At 33.0% G+C, this 15359-nt stretch carries 18 protein-coding genes; 1 reads left to right on the top strand and 17 read right to left on the bottom strand.

Translation table 11 applies throughout. The features are described 5' to 3' along the window. Positions 1–213 precede the first annotated feature (213 nt). The 17 genes from ACXAFV_RS13385 to ACXAFV_RS13305 all read right to left on the bottom strand — a co-directional run bounded on the left by ACXAFV_RS13385 (position 214) and on the right by ACXAFV_RS13305 (position 15010). The gene (locus ACXAFV_RS13385) at positions 214–1326 is read right to left on the bottom strand and encodes a hypothetical protein (RefSeq protein ID WP_475127149.1); all 1113 of its coding nucleotides are present in this window, start codon (positions 1324–1326) and stop codon (positions 214–216) included. A 35-nt stretch (positions 1327–1361) separates the two neighbouring features. Beyond that, positions 1362–1547 carry a hypothetical protein gene (locus tag ACXAFV_RS13380; protein ID WP_475127148.1) on the bottom strand — a complete coding sequence of 62 codons (186 nt, stop codon included), beginning with the start codon at positions 1545–1547 and terminating at the stop codon, positions 1362–1364. A gap of 161 nt (positions 1548–1708) precedes the next feature. After that, positions 1709–2020 (bottom strand): hypothetical protein, encoded by a 312-nt coding sequence (locus tag ACXAFV_RS13375; protein ID WP_475127147.1) that lies wholly within the window; start codon positions 2018–2020, stop codon positions 1709–1711. 160 nt (positions 2021–2180) lie between these two features. After that, positions 2181–2387: a hypothetical protein gene (locus tag ACXAFV_RS13370; protein ID WP_475127146.1), complete on the bottom strand. Its 207-nt coding sequence runs from the start codon at positions 2385–2387 to the stop codon at positions 2181–2183. Between the two features lie 418 nt (positions 2388–2805). Further along, complete coding sequence (locus tag ACXAFV_RS13365) at positions 2806–3045, bottom strand: hypothetical protein (protein ID WP_475127144.1); 240 nt, start codon at positions 3043–3045, stop codon at positions 2806–2808. Between the two features lie 280 nt (positions 3046–3325). Further along, positions 3326–3556, bottom strand: coding sequence for a hypothetical protein (locus ACXAFV_RS13360; RefSeq protein ID WP_475127142.1), 231 nt, complete (start codon positions 3554–3556; stop codon positions 3326–3328). Positions 3557–4922: 1366 nt separating this feature from the next. After that, the gene (locus ACXAFV_RS13355; protein ID WP_475127141.1) at positions 4923–5885 is read right to left on the bottom strand and encodes a hypothetical protein; all 963 of its coding nucleotides are present in this window, start codon (positions 5883–5885) and stop codon (positions 4923–4925) included. Between the two features lie 149 nt (positions 5886–6034). Further along, entirely contained in the window at positions 6035–6817 is a 783-nt protein-coding gene (locus tag ACXAFV_RS13350; RefSeq protein ID WP_475127139.1) for a hypothetical protein, read from the bottom strand. After that, positions 6814–9048 (bottom strand): AAA family ATPase, encoded by a 2235-nt coding sequence (locus ACXAFV_RS13345; protein ID WP_475127138.1) that lies wholly within the window; start codon positions 9046–9048, stop codon positions 6814–6816. Before ACXAFV_RS13345 ends, ACXAFV_RS13350 begins: the two co-directional genes overlap by 4 nt. Positions 9049–9075: 27 nt before the next feature. Continuing rightward, a complete protein-coding gene (locus ACXAFV_RS13340; protein ID WP_475127137.1) occupies positions 9076–9249 on the bottom strand; it encodes a helix-turn-helix domain-containing protein in 174 nt (57 codons plus the stop codon). Positions 9250–9481: 232 nt separating this feature from the next. Continuing rightward, positions 9482–9631, bottom strand: a complete 150-nt coding sequence (locus tag ACXAFV_RS13335; protein ID WP_475127135.1) for a hypothetical protein — start codon at positions 9629–9631, stop codon at positions 9482–9484. Continuing rightward, positions 9624–11906 (bottom strand): FtsK/SpoIIIE domain-containing protein, encoded by a 2283-nt coding sequence (locus tag ACXAFV_RS13330; protein ID WP_475127133.1) that lies wholly within the window; start codon positions 11904–11906, stop codon positions 9624–9626. The genes ACXAFV_RS13335 and ACXAFV_RS13330 overlap by 8 nt, the downstream gene beginning before the upstream one ends. Before the next feature lie 12 nt (positions 11907–11918). Further along, positions 11919–12851: a hypothetical protein gene (locus ACXAFV_RS13325; RefSeq protein ID WP_475127132.1), complete on the bottom strand. Its 933-nt coding sequence runs from the start codon at positions 12849–12851 to the stop codon at positions 11919–11921. A 179-nt stretch (positions 12852–13030) separates the two neighbouring features. Further along, complete coding sequence (locus ACXAFV_RS13320) at positions 13031–13555, bottom strand: hypothetical protein (RefSeq protein WP_475127130.1); 525 nt, start codon at positions 13553–13555, stop codon at positions 13031–13033. Then, positions 13503–13670: a DUF7394 family protein gene (locus ACXAFV_RS13315; RefSeq protein ID WP_475127128.1), complete on the bottom strand. Its 168-nt coding sequence runs from the start codon at positions 13668–13670 to the stop codon at positions 13503–13505. Before ACXAFV_RS13315 ends, ACXAFV_RS13320 begins: the two co-directional genes overlap by 53 nt. A gap of 101 nt (positions 13671–13771) precedes the next feature. Further along, complete coding sequence (locus tag ACXAFV_RS13310) at positions 13772–14206, bottom strand: helix-turn-helix domain-containing protein (RefSeq protein WP_475127126.1); 435 nt, start codon at positions 14204–14206, stop codon at positions 13772–13774. 225 nt (positions 14207–14431) lie between these two features. Continuing rightward, entirely contained in the window at positions 14432–15010 is a 579-nt protein-coding gene (locus ACXAFV_RS13305; protein ID WP_475127125.1) for a M23 family metallopeptidase, read from the bottom strand. 140 nt (positions 15011–15150) lie between these two features. Between ACXAFV_RS13305 and ACXAFV_RS13300 the strand changes: the two genes are divergently transcribed. After that, complete coding sequence (locus ACXAFV_RS13300) at positions 15151–15351, top strand: helix-turn-helix transcriptional regulator (RefSeq protein ID WP_475127124.1); 201 nt, start codon at positions 15151–15153, stop codon at positions 15349–15351. Positions 15352–15359: the final 8 nt, after the last annotated feature.

The raw sequence follows: 15359 nt of genomic DNA, 5'->3' as shown, positions 1-15359 counted from the left end.
ACATAAAGAATAATATATCGCTTTTTTCAAGTGGTCTTCTTGAAAAAACGGTCGAGGAACTTCCCCGATCTTGGGAAGTGGGCTGACAAGCCTGTCTTTTGAACTTTAATTATAATAATATGATTACATTTAGTTATTTATAATTTGTTGTCCATAAGTTTCTATATATTAGTATATTTATATTATATTGAAAGATATGGACAACATTTTATATTACATATTTTCTAATGATTCCCTGATTGATTCAGCATCTTTATATATTAACGTTTCAGTTAACTTGTTACTATTAATAATATATTTCTTATCTGATCTCATTAGAGTCCTTTTATCATCATTACCCATAATATAACTATCAATTGACCTATTGTGACGTTTATCAGTGTTTTCATTAATCCTATTAACAACATCTTTATTTAATTTGTCTTTTTCTTCTTCACATTCATCTAGCTCCATTTGAAAATGAGTAAGTTCATCCCATTTTTCTAATAAATGTTCTTCATTGGCTAGGATTTCATAAGAGTTAAAATAGAAAAATATATTTGATACGTCAAAGAGTTGATCCCTGACATCTTTATAATATCGCTTAGATAATCCTCTTTTAAATATATCAGTAATTGATTCACATTCGTATTTATCAAGTGTCTGCCGCTCAATCTTCAATATTAATCTAACTTCATCTTTATTAGCTTTCCTGTATTCTCTATATGCCACTGGTTGAGTTACAGAAAAATCAACTTCTTCTTCCCCATATTCATTTATAGATTCATGTTTATTAGCCTTAATTTGATTATTTATATTAACTTGAGCATGAGTATTTACAATACAAAGAGTAATTGCATTTGTCCAGAATATCAATGACTGATTGCGTAAACTATTTAAAGCTGATTCTATATTCCTTTTCAATAGGCTGTCAGATGTTAAATAAAAATCTTCAATTTCTTCTAATGTAATATTCATATGCTTTGCAAGTCTTAATTGTTTATATTTAGCAATTGTATAATTTTGATTAATCATCTTCAATTCTTTAAGTAATTCAGACTTAGATATAAATACTCTTCCCACTTGATCAGATTTCATGATTTTATCTATAATCAGCTTTTCAATTGTAGAAATATATTTTGTCTTGTTGTGATTCTCAGGTAAAGGAATATTATAGATATGTGTAATTATAAATTTATATCCGTTCTTTTCATGCTTGAAATATCTTTCCCATTCTTTTAGTTGTGCTTTCTTTGCGTTACCTGTTTTTAAAGGTTCTGATAAAGCTGCACAAAGTTCTTTATAGTTTTTAAATATTTGTCCAGTGGAAATATTAGATGTATGCATTTGAATATTCTCCTTTGCTTATTATTGGTTGCTTATTATTTGCGGTTAGATCGTTGATATTCTTTTATGTGTTGATCAATAGATGATGTGCGGATAAACTGAGTAAATACTCTTTTAGTATCTTTATTCATTGCAACGGTTAGAAAAGGTTGTTTCCTGTCTCTAAGATGATTCGCTAAACCTAAATCATAACAGTAAAATAAATCTTTATTTGATATCATATGTAACCTCCTTCAGACTAATATAATTATAGTTTATTACAGAAAAGGACAGATTTATCCCCTCTTTATATATTATATACAGTATTCCCTTAAATTTCAATAGTCGATATTAAATTATTTAAAATAAAAAGCCATCCATTGAGGATGACTAGTGATCAAGATTAATAACAGTATTCAATATTTAAACTCATGTGATCCATACCATCAAAACTAATTTGTGTACCGTCTGAGAAGTTGTAAAGAGCTTCACGGTAGTTATTATCTTGAATGTCATAAACAGGTGTTAAAATGGCTGCAGTGATTAATTTTGAAAGGTAAGCGTTAAACCGATCATTTACCTTTGAAGATGCCCAGTATTCAGATGATAAGTTGCGAGCATAGTCAAGGCTGGATAATGGATTTGTGTGAAAGTGGTATACAGGCTCATTGGATAGGTTAATGATATTTGTTTTAACTGCTTGAATATTGTTCATTTTGATCAAGTCCCCTTTAGGAAAGTTATTTTTTGTTGAATGTATGAAGCTTATAAACAGATTATATATTATAAATAAGTTAATGTAAAGGATTATTTTTGTATTGTGGGAAGTTTTTATAATTGATCAAGACAAAAAGAAAAGCCATCTATAAGATGACTTAAAAATGATTTGTTAAACCTTTTGTAATTTCTTTCTTATCTAGTCCCAGTAACTCAATCATAAAATCTAATGTTTCTAATTGTCCGATTGATTGACATATAGTATTTTGATCTGCTGTCCCATGCATACGGTTATTAGAATCTTTGTACGCCTTTTTAATTGCGTTGATTTGTTCAGTGGATAGGTTAGTTTTAGTTTGATTCATTTGAAAGCCTCCTAGAGTATATGGATATAGTTTAAATGGACATTAAGACAAAAGCAACCGGAAAGAGTGAAAACAAGATAGCTGCTAGGATTATGTAGATATTAGATAGAAGTAGGTTAGTTAGTTTGTAAGTCATTGTATAAGCTCCTTTTATTGGTTTATTTAGTGTTTATAGGTTGCTGGATGGTATTAGATTAAGTTTAGATAGTTAGGTACTTATTAACGTTGATTAAGTCATCTAGATCAGATAAGCGTGAATATAGAGCCTGTTGGATATGTTCAGATAGTTCAGAAGGTGAAAGGCTTAGAGATTGTAATGAGTTGGTAATATCGTGTTTAATTTGATATTGTAATTCTGTTGGTAGCTGGTGAATGAATAGGGATTTTAGGTTTAATGGATTCATTGGTTTAGTCTCCTTTATTGCTCAGTGTATGAGCCAATATTAATTTTATCTTTACCGAATGACAATAAAACGTTACCTTCTTTGAATTGCATTAGTTTAGCTACTGTACAGAGATTGTAGCCGTCTTTAATTAGTGTAATATATGCACGTTTACCCTTTGTATAGTTAATCTTAAAGGCTTGATATTGTCGCTGCTCATGTGTACCAGTATGAGGAATTTTAGATAAATTTAGATCAAGTGTGATAGTTGTCATTTTGGATAACTCCTTTGTGATTTAGTTTATTAATTCAGTTATTTATATTAATATGATACCGTTTGATTGATTCCGTAAGCGTCTAGGATGATTTGAGTGGAGTTTATAGCGTTATCTGGTGTGATATATTGGTTTCTTAATTGGTGCTTAATGTAGCGTAGATCATGGATAATGTCGTGTTGTTGGTGTTGGTTGATTAGGTTTGAGATTGTTTGTAAAGTTTGGTTATGGGTTGATGATTGAGTTTTGATCATGGTTATCAGATCCTTTCAAATTGGGATTATGCTAGACGTTTAAGTCCATTAATTAGAATGGTCACATCTTCTATTCTATCTTGTAGCAACTTATTATCGTTTCTATACTTCATTAAGTCTTCTTTGCTGAATTCATCAGGGAAGTTAGATAATACAGATACAGTATGCAAGTTAGCTTTAATTTGTTTCTTATGTTTTCGGATTTCCTTTTGATACTTCTTGATCATCATATCGTTATCTTGTTTGAATGTTGACATAGTGACTAGCAACCTTTCAGATGTATTTGTTTGGCTTATTGCTTAACCTTTATTAGCTTATAACTTATTATAACATAGGTTAAGTATATACATCAAGTTATTTATAATAAATTAGATGAAAAAGTTTAGGACTAATTTTACTGTTAGATTGATTGAGTGGACAATGGAAAGCTAAGGTGATTAGTACAGTATAATACAGACTAATACAGATAGATATAATTATAGTATAACAGTATAGTACAGATAATATGTAGGTGATCCAGTGGATAGTGTAGAGTATGAGAACAATATGAGATAAATTAATGTATTGATACAGAGTATAACAGTTGGATGATAAGTGAGTAATACAGTTGATACAGGAATAATAGTACAGTTATGGTACAGATTGATGAATAAATACTAGTACAGAGTGATAAGAAAATACTATGAGTGACGATAAGTTTTAATTATGATATAACTGTATTATGTGTACTAATACAATAGAACACTTGCAATATTTGTCGCCTGTTATATATTGCGATTTGTATATACAAGTTAGATAGTAGTGGTATTGGCTCGTCTGGTGCTGCTTGTACGGTGAATATGGATTGATCAGGATGAAAACTTGTTTTTATTGTAGGTTGTGGCTGCAAATGTGATGAATAATAGGCTTAATCTGACAACGTCCACCGAATGAATCTTCTTTACAGGTTAAGAAGGTATATGAAGAGTGGGGGGATGATTAAAATCCACATAAAAATTACGGTTTTCTGTATGACCCGTAGCACATTGGGAGATGCACCGAATACTGAATTTTGGCGATAGCACTTATATTCGATAGTTTTTCCCTCTCACGCTGTCGAAAGTGTCATCGAAGCAATCCGATAACAATCCTTGATATCACTACATTCCTCATTTCCCATTCACCTATCACCCTCCCCTAAAACTGGTCATATCACCCATATTTTCATCCTATTTTCCTCTCCATTCCCAAACAAATCCCTCTATATCAACATTCCTACGACACCATATACTCTGATCACTCACATCCTACCCTATTCAGCCCTAACCAATCCAACTCAAACAACCCTCAATCCCTTACCACATCTACATTTCTCCCTCATCCATCCATTCCTAATCTCAATTCCCCCGTATCTCCCACCTATCCAACGACAGCACAAATCACCCAATCCACTATTCTCCCTATACTTACCCCTTAATCACCCTCTAATCCACTCATATCAAGCGATTAAGCCATAATAATCCTATTCCTCACACTTGATCATTCACTTACGACACACACATTTTTAACCTATTTTTCTCAATTCTTTACTACCTATTAACCCACAGGGGCATATTTTCCATCCAAAATAAAAAAGGCAGCTCATTATAAACTACCCTGTAAATATTCATGTTTATATTCAATTAAATCATAAAATGTTGGTGAATCTCCATATCGTTGATGTAGTTCATTATGGATAGTTTTCGTTAAAGGTACTCCTGATATGAGTTTATGATAATTTAAGATTAACATGTTAATTGAGTTCAATTCTACTTCTGTATATTCTTGGAATGGTTTTACCTTAATATCCAATATCTTTAATACCTGATCTCTTATTTCACTAAATGAATAAGGATGGTGCACATACAGATTACCCTCCTCTCCTGATATGAAGCATTTTTGATTGTGATTTTTAAGGCTGTCGTTCTTCCACTCACCTAACTTACCTCTAATATATAAGTTTAATTCATTTACATTTCTCGATCCTAAATCTTCACTTTCTAATAATTCTTTCTCGGAAAGCAAAACTAAATATCTTCTCAATGTTTCTTTAGGGATACCAGTAAGTTTAGATAGATCAATTAAAGAACCCCATCCCCCATAAACATAATCATTGGTAAATTCTTTAATGTAGTTTAGTATGAAAAATCCTGTTAATCCTAATTCGCTGTCAGTAATACATCTAAAGTACAGTTTTAAGTTAAATGTGTGACACTCTTTTATCTCGTCCAAACATTGAGAAATTTTTATTCTGTTTTTCCTATTGTGAGTTGGGTTTACAACGTCTTCTACATATCCTAAATTATAAAGCACTCCATTCTTTTTTATGATATAGTCAACCTTTTTGTATAATGGAGCGTAACCCAAATAACCTTTAATGTCTTGTACGCTGATGTCGTGATGAATATATTTATTGTTTGTGTGTAAATAAGAAATAACTCCTAAATAGCAGTAAGCAAATACTTTTTGAGCTGCACTATTTATACTTCTGCAATTAAAAATTGAATCTATAACTTCATTATTCATTCTAGGTGAAATGTCTCCCTTGAGATAAATGTTTTTTAGCATCATATAACTCCCCTTAAATATAGATTTTGTAAAAGGTGATATTCTGACGGTATTATAACAATACAGTTAACTAATAATTAATATTACTTTATTTTATATTTATTAGTTATATATAATTATATTCTTTAATCCCGTCAAAAGGTTACAGTTTAACTTTTCATTAAATATGTATTAGCTTTCCTCATATATTTGCCATCAATCTTCCTGCAATCATTCACCTTATAATCAACCAATCCACTCCCAATTAACTTACTTACCACTCTCTCAGTTGTCTTCACACTAAATCCTATATCCTCACCCAATCTCTCCACACTAGAGTTAAACTCCTCAAACCACTGGCATCTATAACTCAGATAACTGTATAAATAGAATCCTGTCACACCTAATCCATTTTCCATACATTTAATAAACACTTCAAATGGAATCATATGCGTATGATCTACTTCAAAGAATGTTCCATCTTCATACCCCACATCTGCAGACTCCCCACTTCTCCATAATCCTTTAACCGGATATTTAATCTTAAAGTTTCTCCCTTTAGCATCTCTTAATATCTTCTGCGAATCAGAATCCAATTCACTCAAATATATAAACTCTAATCCTTCCTCCATATTCCAAGCAATCGGATAATCCGTACTGGTTAATGTATATCCCATCTCATCCAGCAATCCATTTTTCTTAGTCAGGTAATTCAGTTTCTTATAATCCTTGTTGTATCCCAACACTTGTTTAATGAATCCCATATCAGCATTTACCTTGTCATATTTACAGTATCTGAATAGCCAACTGATCAAATAATAAAAAGAATAAGCAAAGGCAACATGTGAGCTGCCCTTACTATGCAATGGTTTCAGATCATTAAATATTTCATTCGGCATAAATACTTTATTCTCTTTCTCATAATATTGTAATTGTTCACTCAGCACACTCATGATTCCTCATTATCACCACTCATAATCATGTCATAAAGGAATGTTCTCCTCTTGTCACTATGACTAGTCTGGATTGCATGGTGTAACGCAGCATTCTCACAAAGCATTACACATCCTTTTGAACTACGTGTGATCCCCGTATATACAAATTCTTTTGAAAGCAACATATAACTCGCATAATCAAATACAAACAATACGTGAGGAATCGTACTTCCTTGAGATCTGTGACATGTAATCGCATATGCCAATTCAGTTTTAGCAAGATCCTCTTTGGTGTATAATACTTGTTCATCAATACCATCAAAGTCAATCCATACTTTATGTAGCTTCTTATCGGACTTATCCAATTGTAATTTCTTAATTACTCCAAGTGTCCCATTGAATACAGATACATTTCCAAACTCTCCAGCTTCGTAATTATTCCCATTCTGGATTACCTTGTCTCCGAGTTTGAATTCATACCTTCCAATCTTAATCATTTCTTTAGTATGGTAATGAGGATTGAATATTTTCTGCAAGGCTAAATTCAATTTCTGTACAGATACATCACCTCTATCCTTCAATCCGGTTATCACTTGGAAATCCAAATAATTTTTCCCCTTGTACTTCTCACAGATTTCAACTACCAAATCAAATAGGTTTTCCTTATTCTGAACAGGCATCAGTACCATATCTCTCAATTCACCATAAACCTGATTCTCAAAGTTGTATCTACCGTTAACCTGTTTCCCATCCCTAATCATATTTGCTGTGGAAAGGATACCTGATTTCTGAGCCTGTCGGTGAACAATGGTTAATTCTTGTTGAGGTAGTTTTTGAGATTTGAGTAAGTCATAAAAAATATTACTGCATCCAATAGGTGAAAGTTGACCCACATCCCCTACGATAATAATCTTTCCATCATCTTTAATTGCTGTGAGTAACGCATTGAACAACATTCCATTTACCATTGATGCTTCATCAAGAATAATAATGTCATAAGGTAAACGATTCTTCACATTGTACTTGAATCCATCTTTATCAATCCCAAGCATACGATGGATCGTCATTGATACTAATCCATGATCAGCAAGAATCTTACTCGCTTTACCTGATAGAGCACAACAACAATACTTGTAATCACTCAATGCATTAAGGATAGCCTTAACTGTAAATGATTTTCCCGTACCACCTTTACCATTGAGGATTAATACATTATTTTCAATAGCCATCTTGATAGCATTCTTTTGCTCATCTGTGTAAGAAACAGATAATTCTTCCTCTAAGTCTGCTATTGCCTTAGTTGGATTGACCTCTTTTGTTTTAACATCGTGACTGATTAGTTTATTTAACTTTTTTAACACATTCTTTTCAATGTTATAGTTTTTCTTCAACGCTACTCTTTCTTCGTCAAAGTAAAACATGGAATCTTCTTTGGCTAAGTCAAGCCCTTCTTCAATATGCTTTGATTCAATCTGCAATAATTCAAACATTTCATTCTCCAATGCATTAATAGTCATCCAAGAGTGACCGGATACTGCATCTTGCTCAAGTATGTATTTGATTGATGCCTGAATCCTATTTTTATTCGTTTTACTATCTCCACGATTAAGAGCGTATTCATCAACCTTCTTGAAGCCGAACCCGTCAGCGTGACATAGATTGTATATATTGTCTTTAATCTTCTGGACTACTAAACTTGCAGAACCAAAATTATCAATTAATTTCTTCATTGCCTTAAATTTAACTCCAAGCTTACTCAGTTCCACAATGGCTTCTTGAATATCCATATTCTTCATGAGGTAAGATTTAATATTATTGTAAGTCTTCTCTGCAATACCTTTTACCTTAGAATAATCAAACTCATCATTCTTCATCATGTCAAGGATCTTATGGTTAGGATAAACTTCAAGAATGGATTCTGCTTGGCGTTCAGTGAGCATAGCTCTAATGTAAGACTGCTGCTCTTCAATAGTTTCTGGCTTACTACCTTTTACTGCAACAAATGAGAAACCTCTCCCGTACTTTTTATGTTCAGAAGGTTCAATGATAATATCGTAGTCTTTACCCTTCATTAATTTTGGTATGCTACCATTAACCACAAATGTGCCGTACTTGTTCTTTGGTACTCTGTTGTAGATAGTATCCTCTTTATTGTTTGCTACAAGAGAATATACTCCGAACATACTCGACTCGTCATAGTACATTTCCATATTTACAGTGACATTGATTTCAATTTGATTATCTTCCATTCCTTCACTCCTCATTTTTAATTTACTTTAATTGACACCTAAGTACTCACTCCATCTATGTAAAAGATCATCTGATATTCTTCGCTTACCACTTTCCATAAGAGAAATATACGTTTTTGATACGCCTAGATATTTTGCTATTGCTCTTGCTTCAATACCTAACATAATTCTCTTAATCTTCAACTCCATTCCTTTATCCAACTCCACACCTCCTTTGTAATTCAGTTTACAATTATTATCATATCAACTTATTTATAATAATACAATACCTAATTTTAATTTATTTTATATTTTCCTATTCTTAAATTTAAACGTAAAATTATCGCATCTAGCCCTTCCCTTACACTTTATACTCGAAACTCCTCCAATCGCTTAATTTGCTATCCTATTTAATAAATAACCATATCCAAACAAAAAAGAAAAGCAGCACATATCAATGCACTACTTCCTCAACTCGATATTTAAATATATCACCTGTCTCTAAATTAATCTTAACCAACGTCCCATCCCTACGGACTTTATAATACATATGCTCATTATCCCAGTCTTGTTCCCATGTATTCATGATCCATTCTTTACTCATCTATATCCCTCCATTTATTTAATTCATCTTCTTCTGCAGTAATCACATACTTCCTACCTTCTCGACCCAACCACTCCTCATCTACAAGATCCCTCATCAACTCACTTACCACATTAATTCCAATCCCCATCTCCTTCTGTATCTCGCTTATAGGCATAATTCCATTTGTAGCAAGTATCCTCTTAAGTTTCTCAACAGGTTTTTCCGTTTTAATCTCTTCCAACTCATTATGATTCACCTCCACATCTTTAAATAATTGTTTTAGATTTTCATATATTTGTTCTTCCTCAGTCTCATCAATAGTCAATGTCGGTGACTGGAATCGTTCAAACTCTCTATGCTGACCTTCTATTACAGCAACTCCATCCCCTCTTCCTAATAATTGATACGGTACAGTTTTACCGAATACAGTTTTATAATCTACATGGCTCTTTAATCTAAAACAGATAGTGGACGGTAAGTTTGCTTTTATTACTCCGGTTACTATATCGGATGATGGTCTTTGAGTAGCCAATATCAAATGTATACCTGCAGCCCTCGCTTTCTGCCCTAGTCTGACTATGTGATCCTCAACTGAGCCATTTACCATAACCAAGTCAGCATACTCATCTATGACTGTCACAATGTATGGCATTTTATTATCAGGATTCTTTTCATTGTAAGTTTGAATATTTTTCACACCTGCAGATGCTAGTTGTTTATATCTCTTCTCCATTTCTTTCACTAATGACTCAAGTTTTAATGCTGCCTTACTCATATCAGTAACAATGTCTTTGACTTGTGGGAATCCATCAAACTGTGAAAACTCAACCATTTTAGGATCAATGAGATATAGCATCAATTCATCAGGCGATACAGTTAGGATAAAGGAAATAATCATTAAGTTTACTGATACGCTCTTTCCCGATCCGGTAGCACCAGCAATCATCAAATGTCTCAACTTACTTAAACAAGCAAACTGATATCCACCTGTTGCTTTCTCACCTATCACAAAGGGGAGGGGGTTATTTTCAGCGAAAACTTTAAACTCCTCTGATTCAAGTACGCTACGGAAATATAGGACTTCTCTTTCTTGAAGTGGTGTAAAGACATTAATCGTATCCGGTTTATCTCCCATTTCAATACTGACGCTTTCACTTCCTAGAGCTGACTGGATATCCTTTAACTTCTTAGTAAATTGAGTGTAGACAATATCAGATGGAATCATTAGTTGTGTTTTGTGAAGAGTGCTGCCTTGCAAGACTTCCGATACTTTAAGTGGTTTCTTTGTAATATTGACACGTTGAAACACTTTGTTGATTTTAGTTGGAATGGTTTCATCAATTACTTTATCTGTTTGATTGGATTGAGGCATGTGCTGGATTGCTTGAAGTAGAGTGTGAGAAGTATTAGTAAATGTAGATGAAGTGGGTTTATTTTGAGATACTGACTTGACTGTTGGTACAATTACCTCTTGAGTAGGTTGAATCGTCTTATTTGTAAGCAAAGAGAATAACTCTTGATCAGAAAACAATTGATTAACAGATGAAGTTTTAAACTCCCTATCCTTAATTAGCTTCAAAACTTCCCTTTTATTGCACCTATTTATCGTAATTTCATTAAAAAATGTTAAGTTTTTGACTTTTTTTCTTAAAAAATCACTAAAATCTTGAAGAAATTTACCATAATACACAATAAATCGTATCTCCACTCTAAAGTTTGGCTGCAATATCTTCTGTTCCATTTCTGTAATCTTATCTCTATTCATTTCAAATCTACCTATCTTATTGAGCACCCCAAGGATTTTATCCTGAACTTTTCGCACACTCTGAATATCTGATGGTAAATCATCACCCCTTAAATACTGCTCATACATATCAATAGCATTTTCTCTCCAATTGTCTTGACGCTTAGAGATTAACACCTGAGTAAAAATCGGACAATGAGTATAAGATTCAATTGCTTCAAGTAAATTTACATGTTGTTTTACATCCAGTGGCATGAATGATGGTTTGACTAGTTCCAATTCTAATACTTGCATCTCTCTGACTTCTTCCCCTGTGAATGTGAGATCAGTGTTTCTTTGAATAAAGTTAAATTTATCAAATGAAGGAGTGTGTAAACTGTATTCACTGTAATCAGTTAGGTGTAATTGTTCTAATGAATACACTCCCTCTGAGATAAACCTTGATTGAAGAATGTTTTTTAAAATGTCTGCTGAAATGTTTTCAACTTCGTAAGAGTTGTTTAACTCATTCTTCAATGGTGTCTTATTGATAATTCTACTTAATGTCATCTCACTTCCTCCCTACAATAGATCATCTACAAATCTTCTACCTTTCTTTTGTCTTAACTCTGCTTTCTTCTGACTTAAATTCTTGTGTGTTTTATAATGTGTGATTAGGTTTAATTTTGATAAACTAGGAATCTTCTTTTTGTAAACCTTCTCAAAGTTATCGTCTAAATTCTCTCCCCTCATGTAAGATTTTACTAGTTGGGGCGGGTTAGCTAATGAATTAAGGCTTCCGAGCACGAGCAATAATTTAATTGCCCACATATCAGGTGCTATTAGTCTGGTTGAAAAGATGAATAATCCCAAAAGAGAGATAAAGGTTGCATACACTAGTTGAACGGTTGCTTTCTTCTTAATTGCTGTAACCCAAGAATCATAAAGATGTCTGTGACGGTCAAATATGAATGCTGAGAGGGCTAGGGGGCTAACACAACATAGTACAAATAAATCCCACCATCTCCTAGCGTTCTGCATTATTAGAGGTACTGCTAATACAACTAGTGCCACATCAAAAGCTAACAGTCCGAGTGAGTCAATGAATCCTGCATTCGCTATTCCTTTAAGGAAGTTAGGATCAAATACACCCCCTGAGATTTTCGTGATACCAACTGTTAGTTTATTTAGCATTTTAAATCCTTTTTCAAATAAGAATGGTGCGATCCCCGCTACTCCTACTGCTATTGGAATCCTTTTTAGAATATCCTCTCCCTTCGTATGCTTCTTTCTGAGCATCATCATAATGCTTTCATAGATAGTGGCTAGAATAATTATAGATACTGAGATTAGTGAGAAAGATGGGATAATTTTGGATACATACTCTCCACTGAAAATGACTGAAGGTGTTTGTAGCATTAAGAATGTGATTAACTCGAACACTTTGCTGAATAGTTCTACGGATAACTCTGCAATGTTCTCACCAAAGTTCTTAAACCAATTGATAATCTCCATGAAAGAGTCTGCAGCATTACTTAATTTCTCCCATGTGCTCTGATCACCATATTGCTCACTTGAAAATTTACCCTTTGATACATCACCCCTTTCAATGAACGACTGTGCATGTGATATGTTAGCAAATAGGAAACTAGATGAGACTGCAGTAAATGGTATTCTTATTTTCTTGAAGAAGGCTAGAATGGTTTGCTGAAAATCGAAAAGTTTCCGAGAATTGAGACTACTGCGAAGTACAGCAAATAAATCACTGGAATGCTGATGAGCGTTTGCAGAAGCCCTTTGATAATGTCTGTATTCCACTTTACTGCTTTTTCCTTCTGCCTGAACATCCTCATTACCCCTGCACTCATCATAAGTATCATTGCTAAAGCTACTGACAGTCCCAATGCTGTTGCTAATAGTTGAACAAGAGGCTCTAAAATTTCCGGTGGTATTCCTCCTATTGACATTGGATTGATTGCTCCTTGAGTTGATGGTGCAGCCATTGATTTTGATGATAGGCTCAGAAAACTGATCGTGCTTGCTATGAATGATTTTACCAACTTTAGATTTGCTTTCCTTTCCTTGGGGGAAAGTAGTTTCACCTCCTCTTCCCATATTTTGATTGGAAAATTTATTGCATTTACCTTGAAGGATGACAGGTTATAATTAAGATAATCCTTTTGCTCTTTCACGCAAAGATTGACCTGCATTACTGACATTTTTATCACCCTTTTGTTTAAATTTGAATTCAAAGTCGTGGAAGAAATTAAGAGCTGAAGATGTTCCTATTCCTAAAGCACAGACACCAATAATACCCATTACACTTGTAATCATTGTCATTTCACCTCATAATAGTTATTTTTCATTTCTTTGTATATCATATTGACATTGTATTAAAATGGTGAATTGTCCTATGACATATTAGAATAAAATTGTTATTTTTCATCTTCGTCTTCTCTATATAAGCACTTATTCAACGAAGGATAACCCAAAGCTATCCATATACGGAGAAAGTAATCCAAGGAAGGTTGATTCCTATTTCTCCATATATAACTGATGTTACTTGGATCAATACCAGTTAAGTCTGACATTTGTTTTTGACTAATACCTTTCTTGCTTGATATTTCCTTAAAACGGTTCATCAATCTAAATGGCTTACCAAGATCGTCATAGCCTGATATTTGAGATTCATTTTCAATCTGATCAAAATAGTTAATCACCAATCCTTTAATGAAATCTGATAGTTGCCTGTAAGAATCCCTATCCTGTTTCCAAAGAGAATTCTTTTGGTTTTCAATTGCGGTGACTTTTTCTAATCGGTTAATTGTTTGCTCTGATAAATACAGTTCAACTTTTTTATAATTCTTCACGTATAATCTCATCTCCTTTGGTTAATACTAAAAATAATCTAATATACGGAGGAATAGACATGACACTTTTCAAAAAAGACGACTCAGAAATAATTGAATCAATTGAAGAGATATTTGACAAATCTGACAGAGACTAAGGAGTGACAACATATGGCATGGTTTACAGACGAAAGAAAAGCATGGCAAGTTGAATTTGATAAATTAAACAGTGTTGATTTTAAGGAATTAAATATTGAAAAAGATAAACTGGAGAACATTTTGGAAAAACTTTATGAATGGCGTGTAATCCGTTGATGAGAAGAAATGGATAAGATTGATTGTGGAATGTTTCGCCATATCAGTTAATACATTCATATGTTGCTGCATGGAATCAAAGAAGTTTATTTTATCGGCTACTTGGTGAGTTACTGTATCGTTCATATGTTGAATTTTATCTATATATTGGGAGGGATCTAAAAATTCCCCTCCCTTTTTCATGCCAAAATGTAGATGATCTCCTGTTTGACCTACTGTGAAACCTGAGTGACCGGAATATCCAATTAAATCTCCTTCCGATATGTGCTGACCTTCAGATACATTAAATTTTGACAAGTGACCATAAATCAATCTTCGACCATCCTCAGTTTCAATTATAATTGTGCGACCAGCATTTTCATTTCCGAAATTTTTCAAATGACAAATTCCATTTTCAACAGCTTTCAAAGGTGTATTCTCTTTCATGTAAAAATCTATTCCTGTGTGACCTTGGATTTGATCCCTAAAACTCTCCCTATCTCCAAACCTACTTGTAATGGTGTACTTCATTAAATCACTCCTTTTTTGTTAAATATATTAATCTATAAAATATTATGTTACTAAATTAAAAAAATTTTCCATTTATTTAATTTCGGTATTGAATTATTATAAATAAATGGATATTATATTATGTGTAGGAGGTGATGATAATGATAAAATGCAGATTAAAAGTAAGATTAGCAGAATTAGATATGAAACAACGAGAATTAGCAATTGAATTAGGAGTTACTAACCAAACAATAAGCCTATGGTCAAATAACAAATCAACACCGCCTTTAGAATTAGCATTTAAGATTTCTAAGCTGCTAGGATGTAAGATTGATGAATTATTTTGTCTATGTGATGATTGAGAGGAGTG

The sequence above is a fragment of the Rossellomorea sp. ABR4_012 genome (assembly GCF_056159545.1).
Note: the sequence above shows the minus strand (reverse complement) of the source record. Positions and strands in the feature narration are given on the sequence as shown.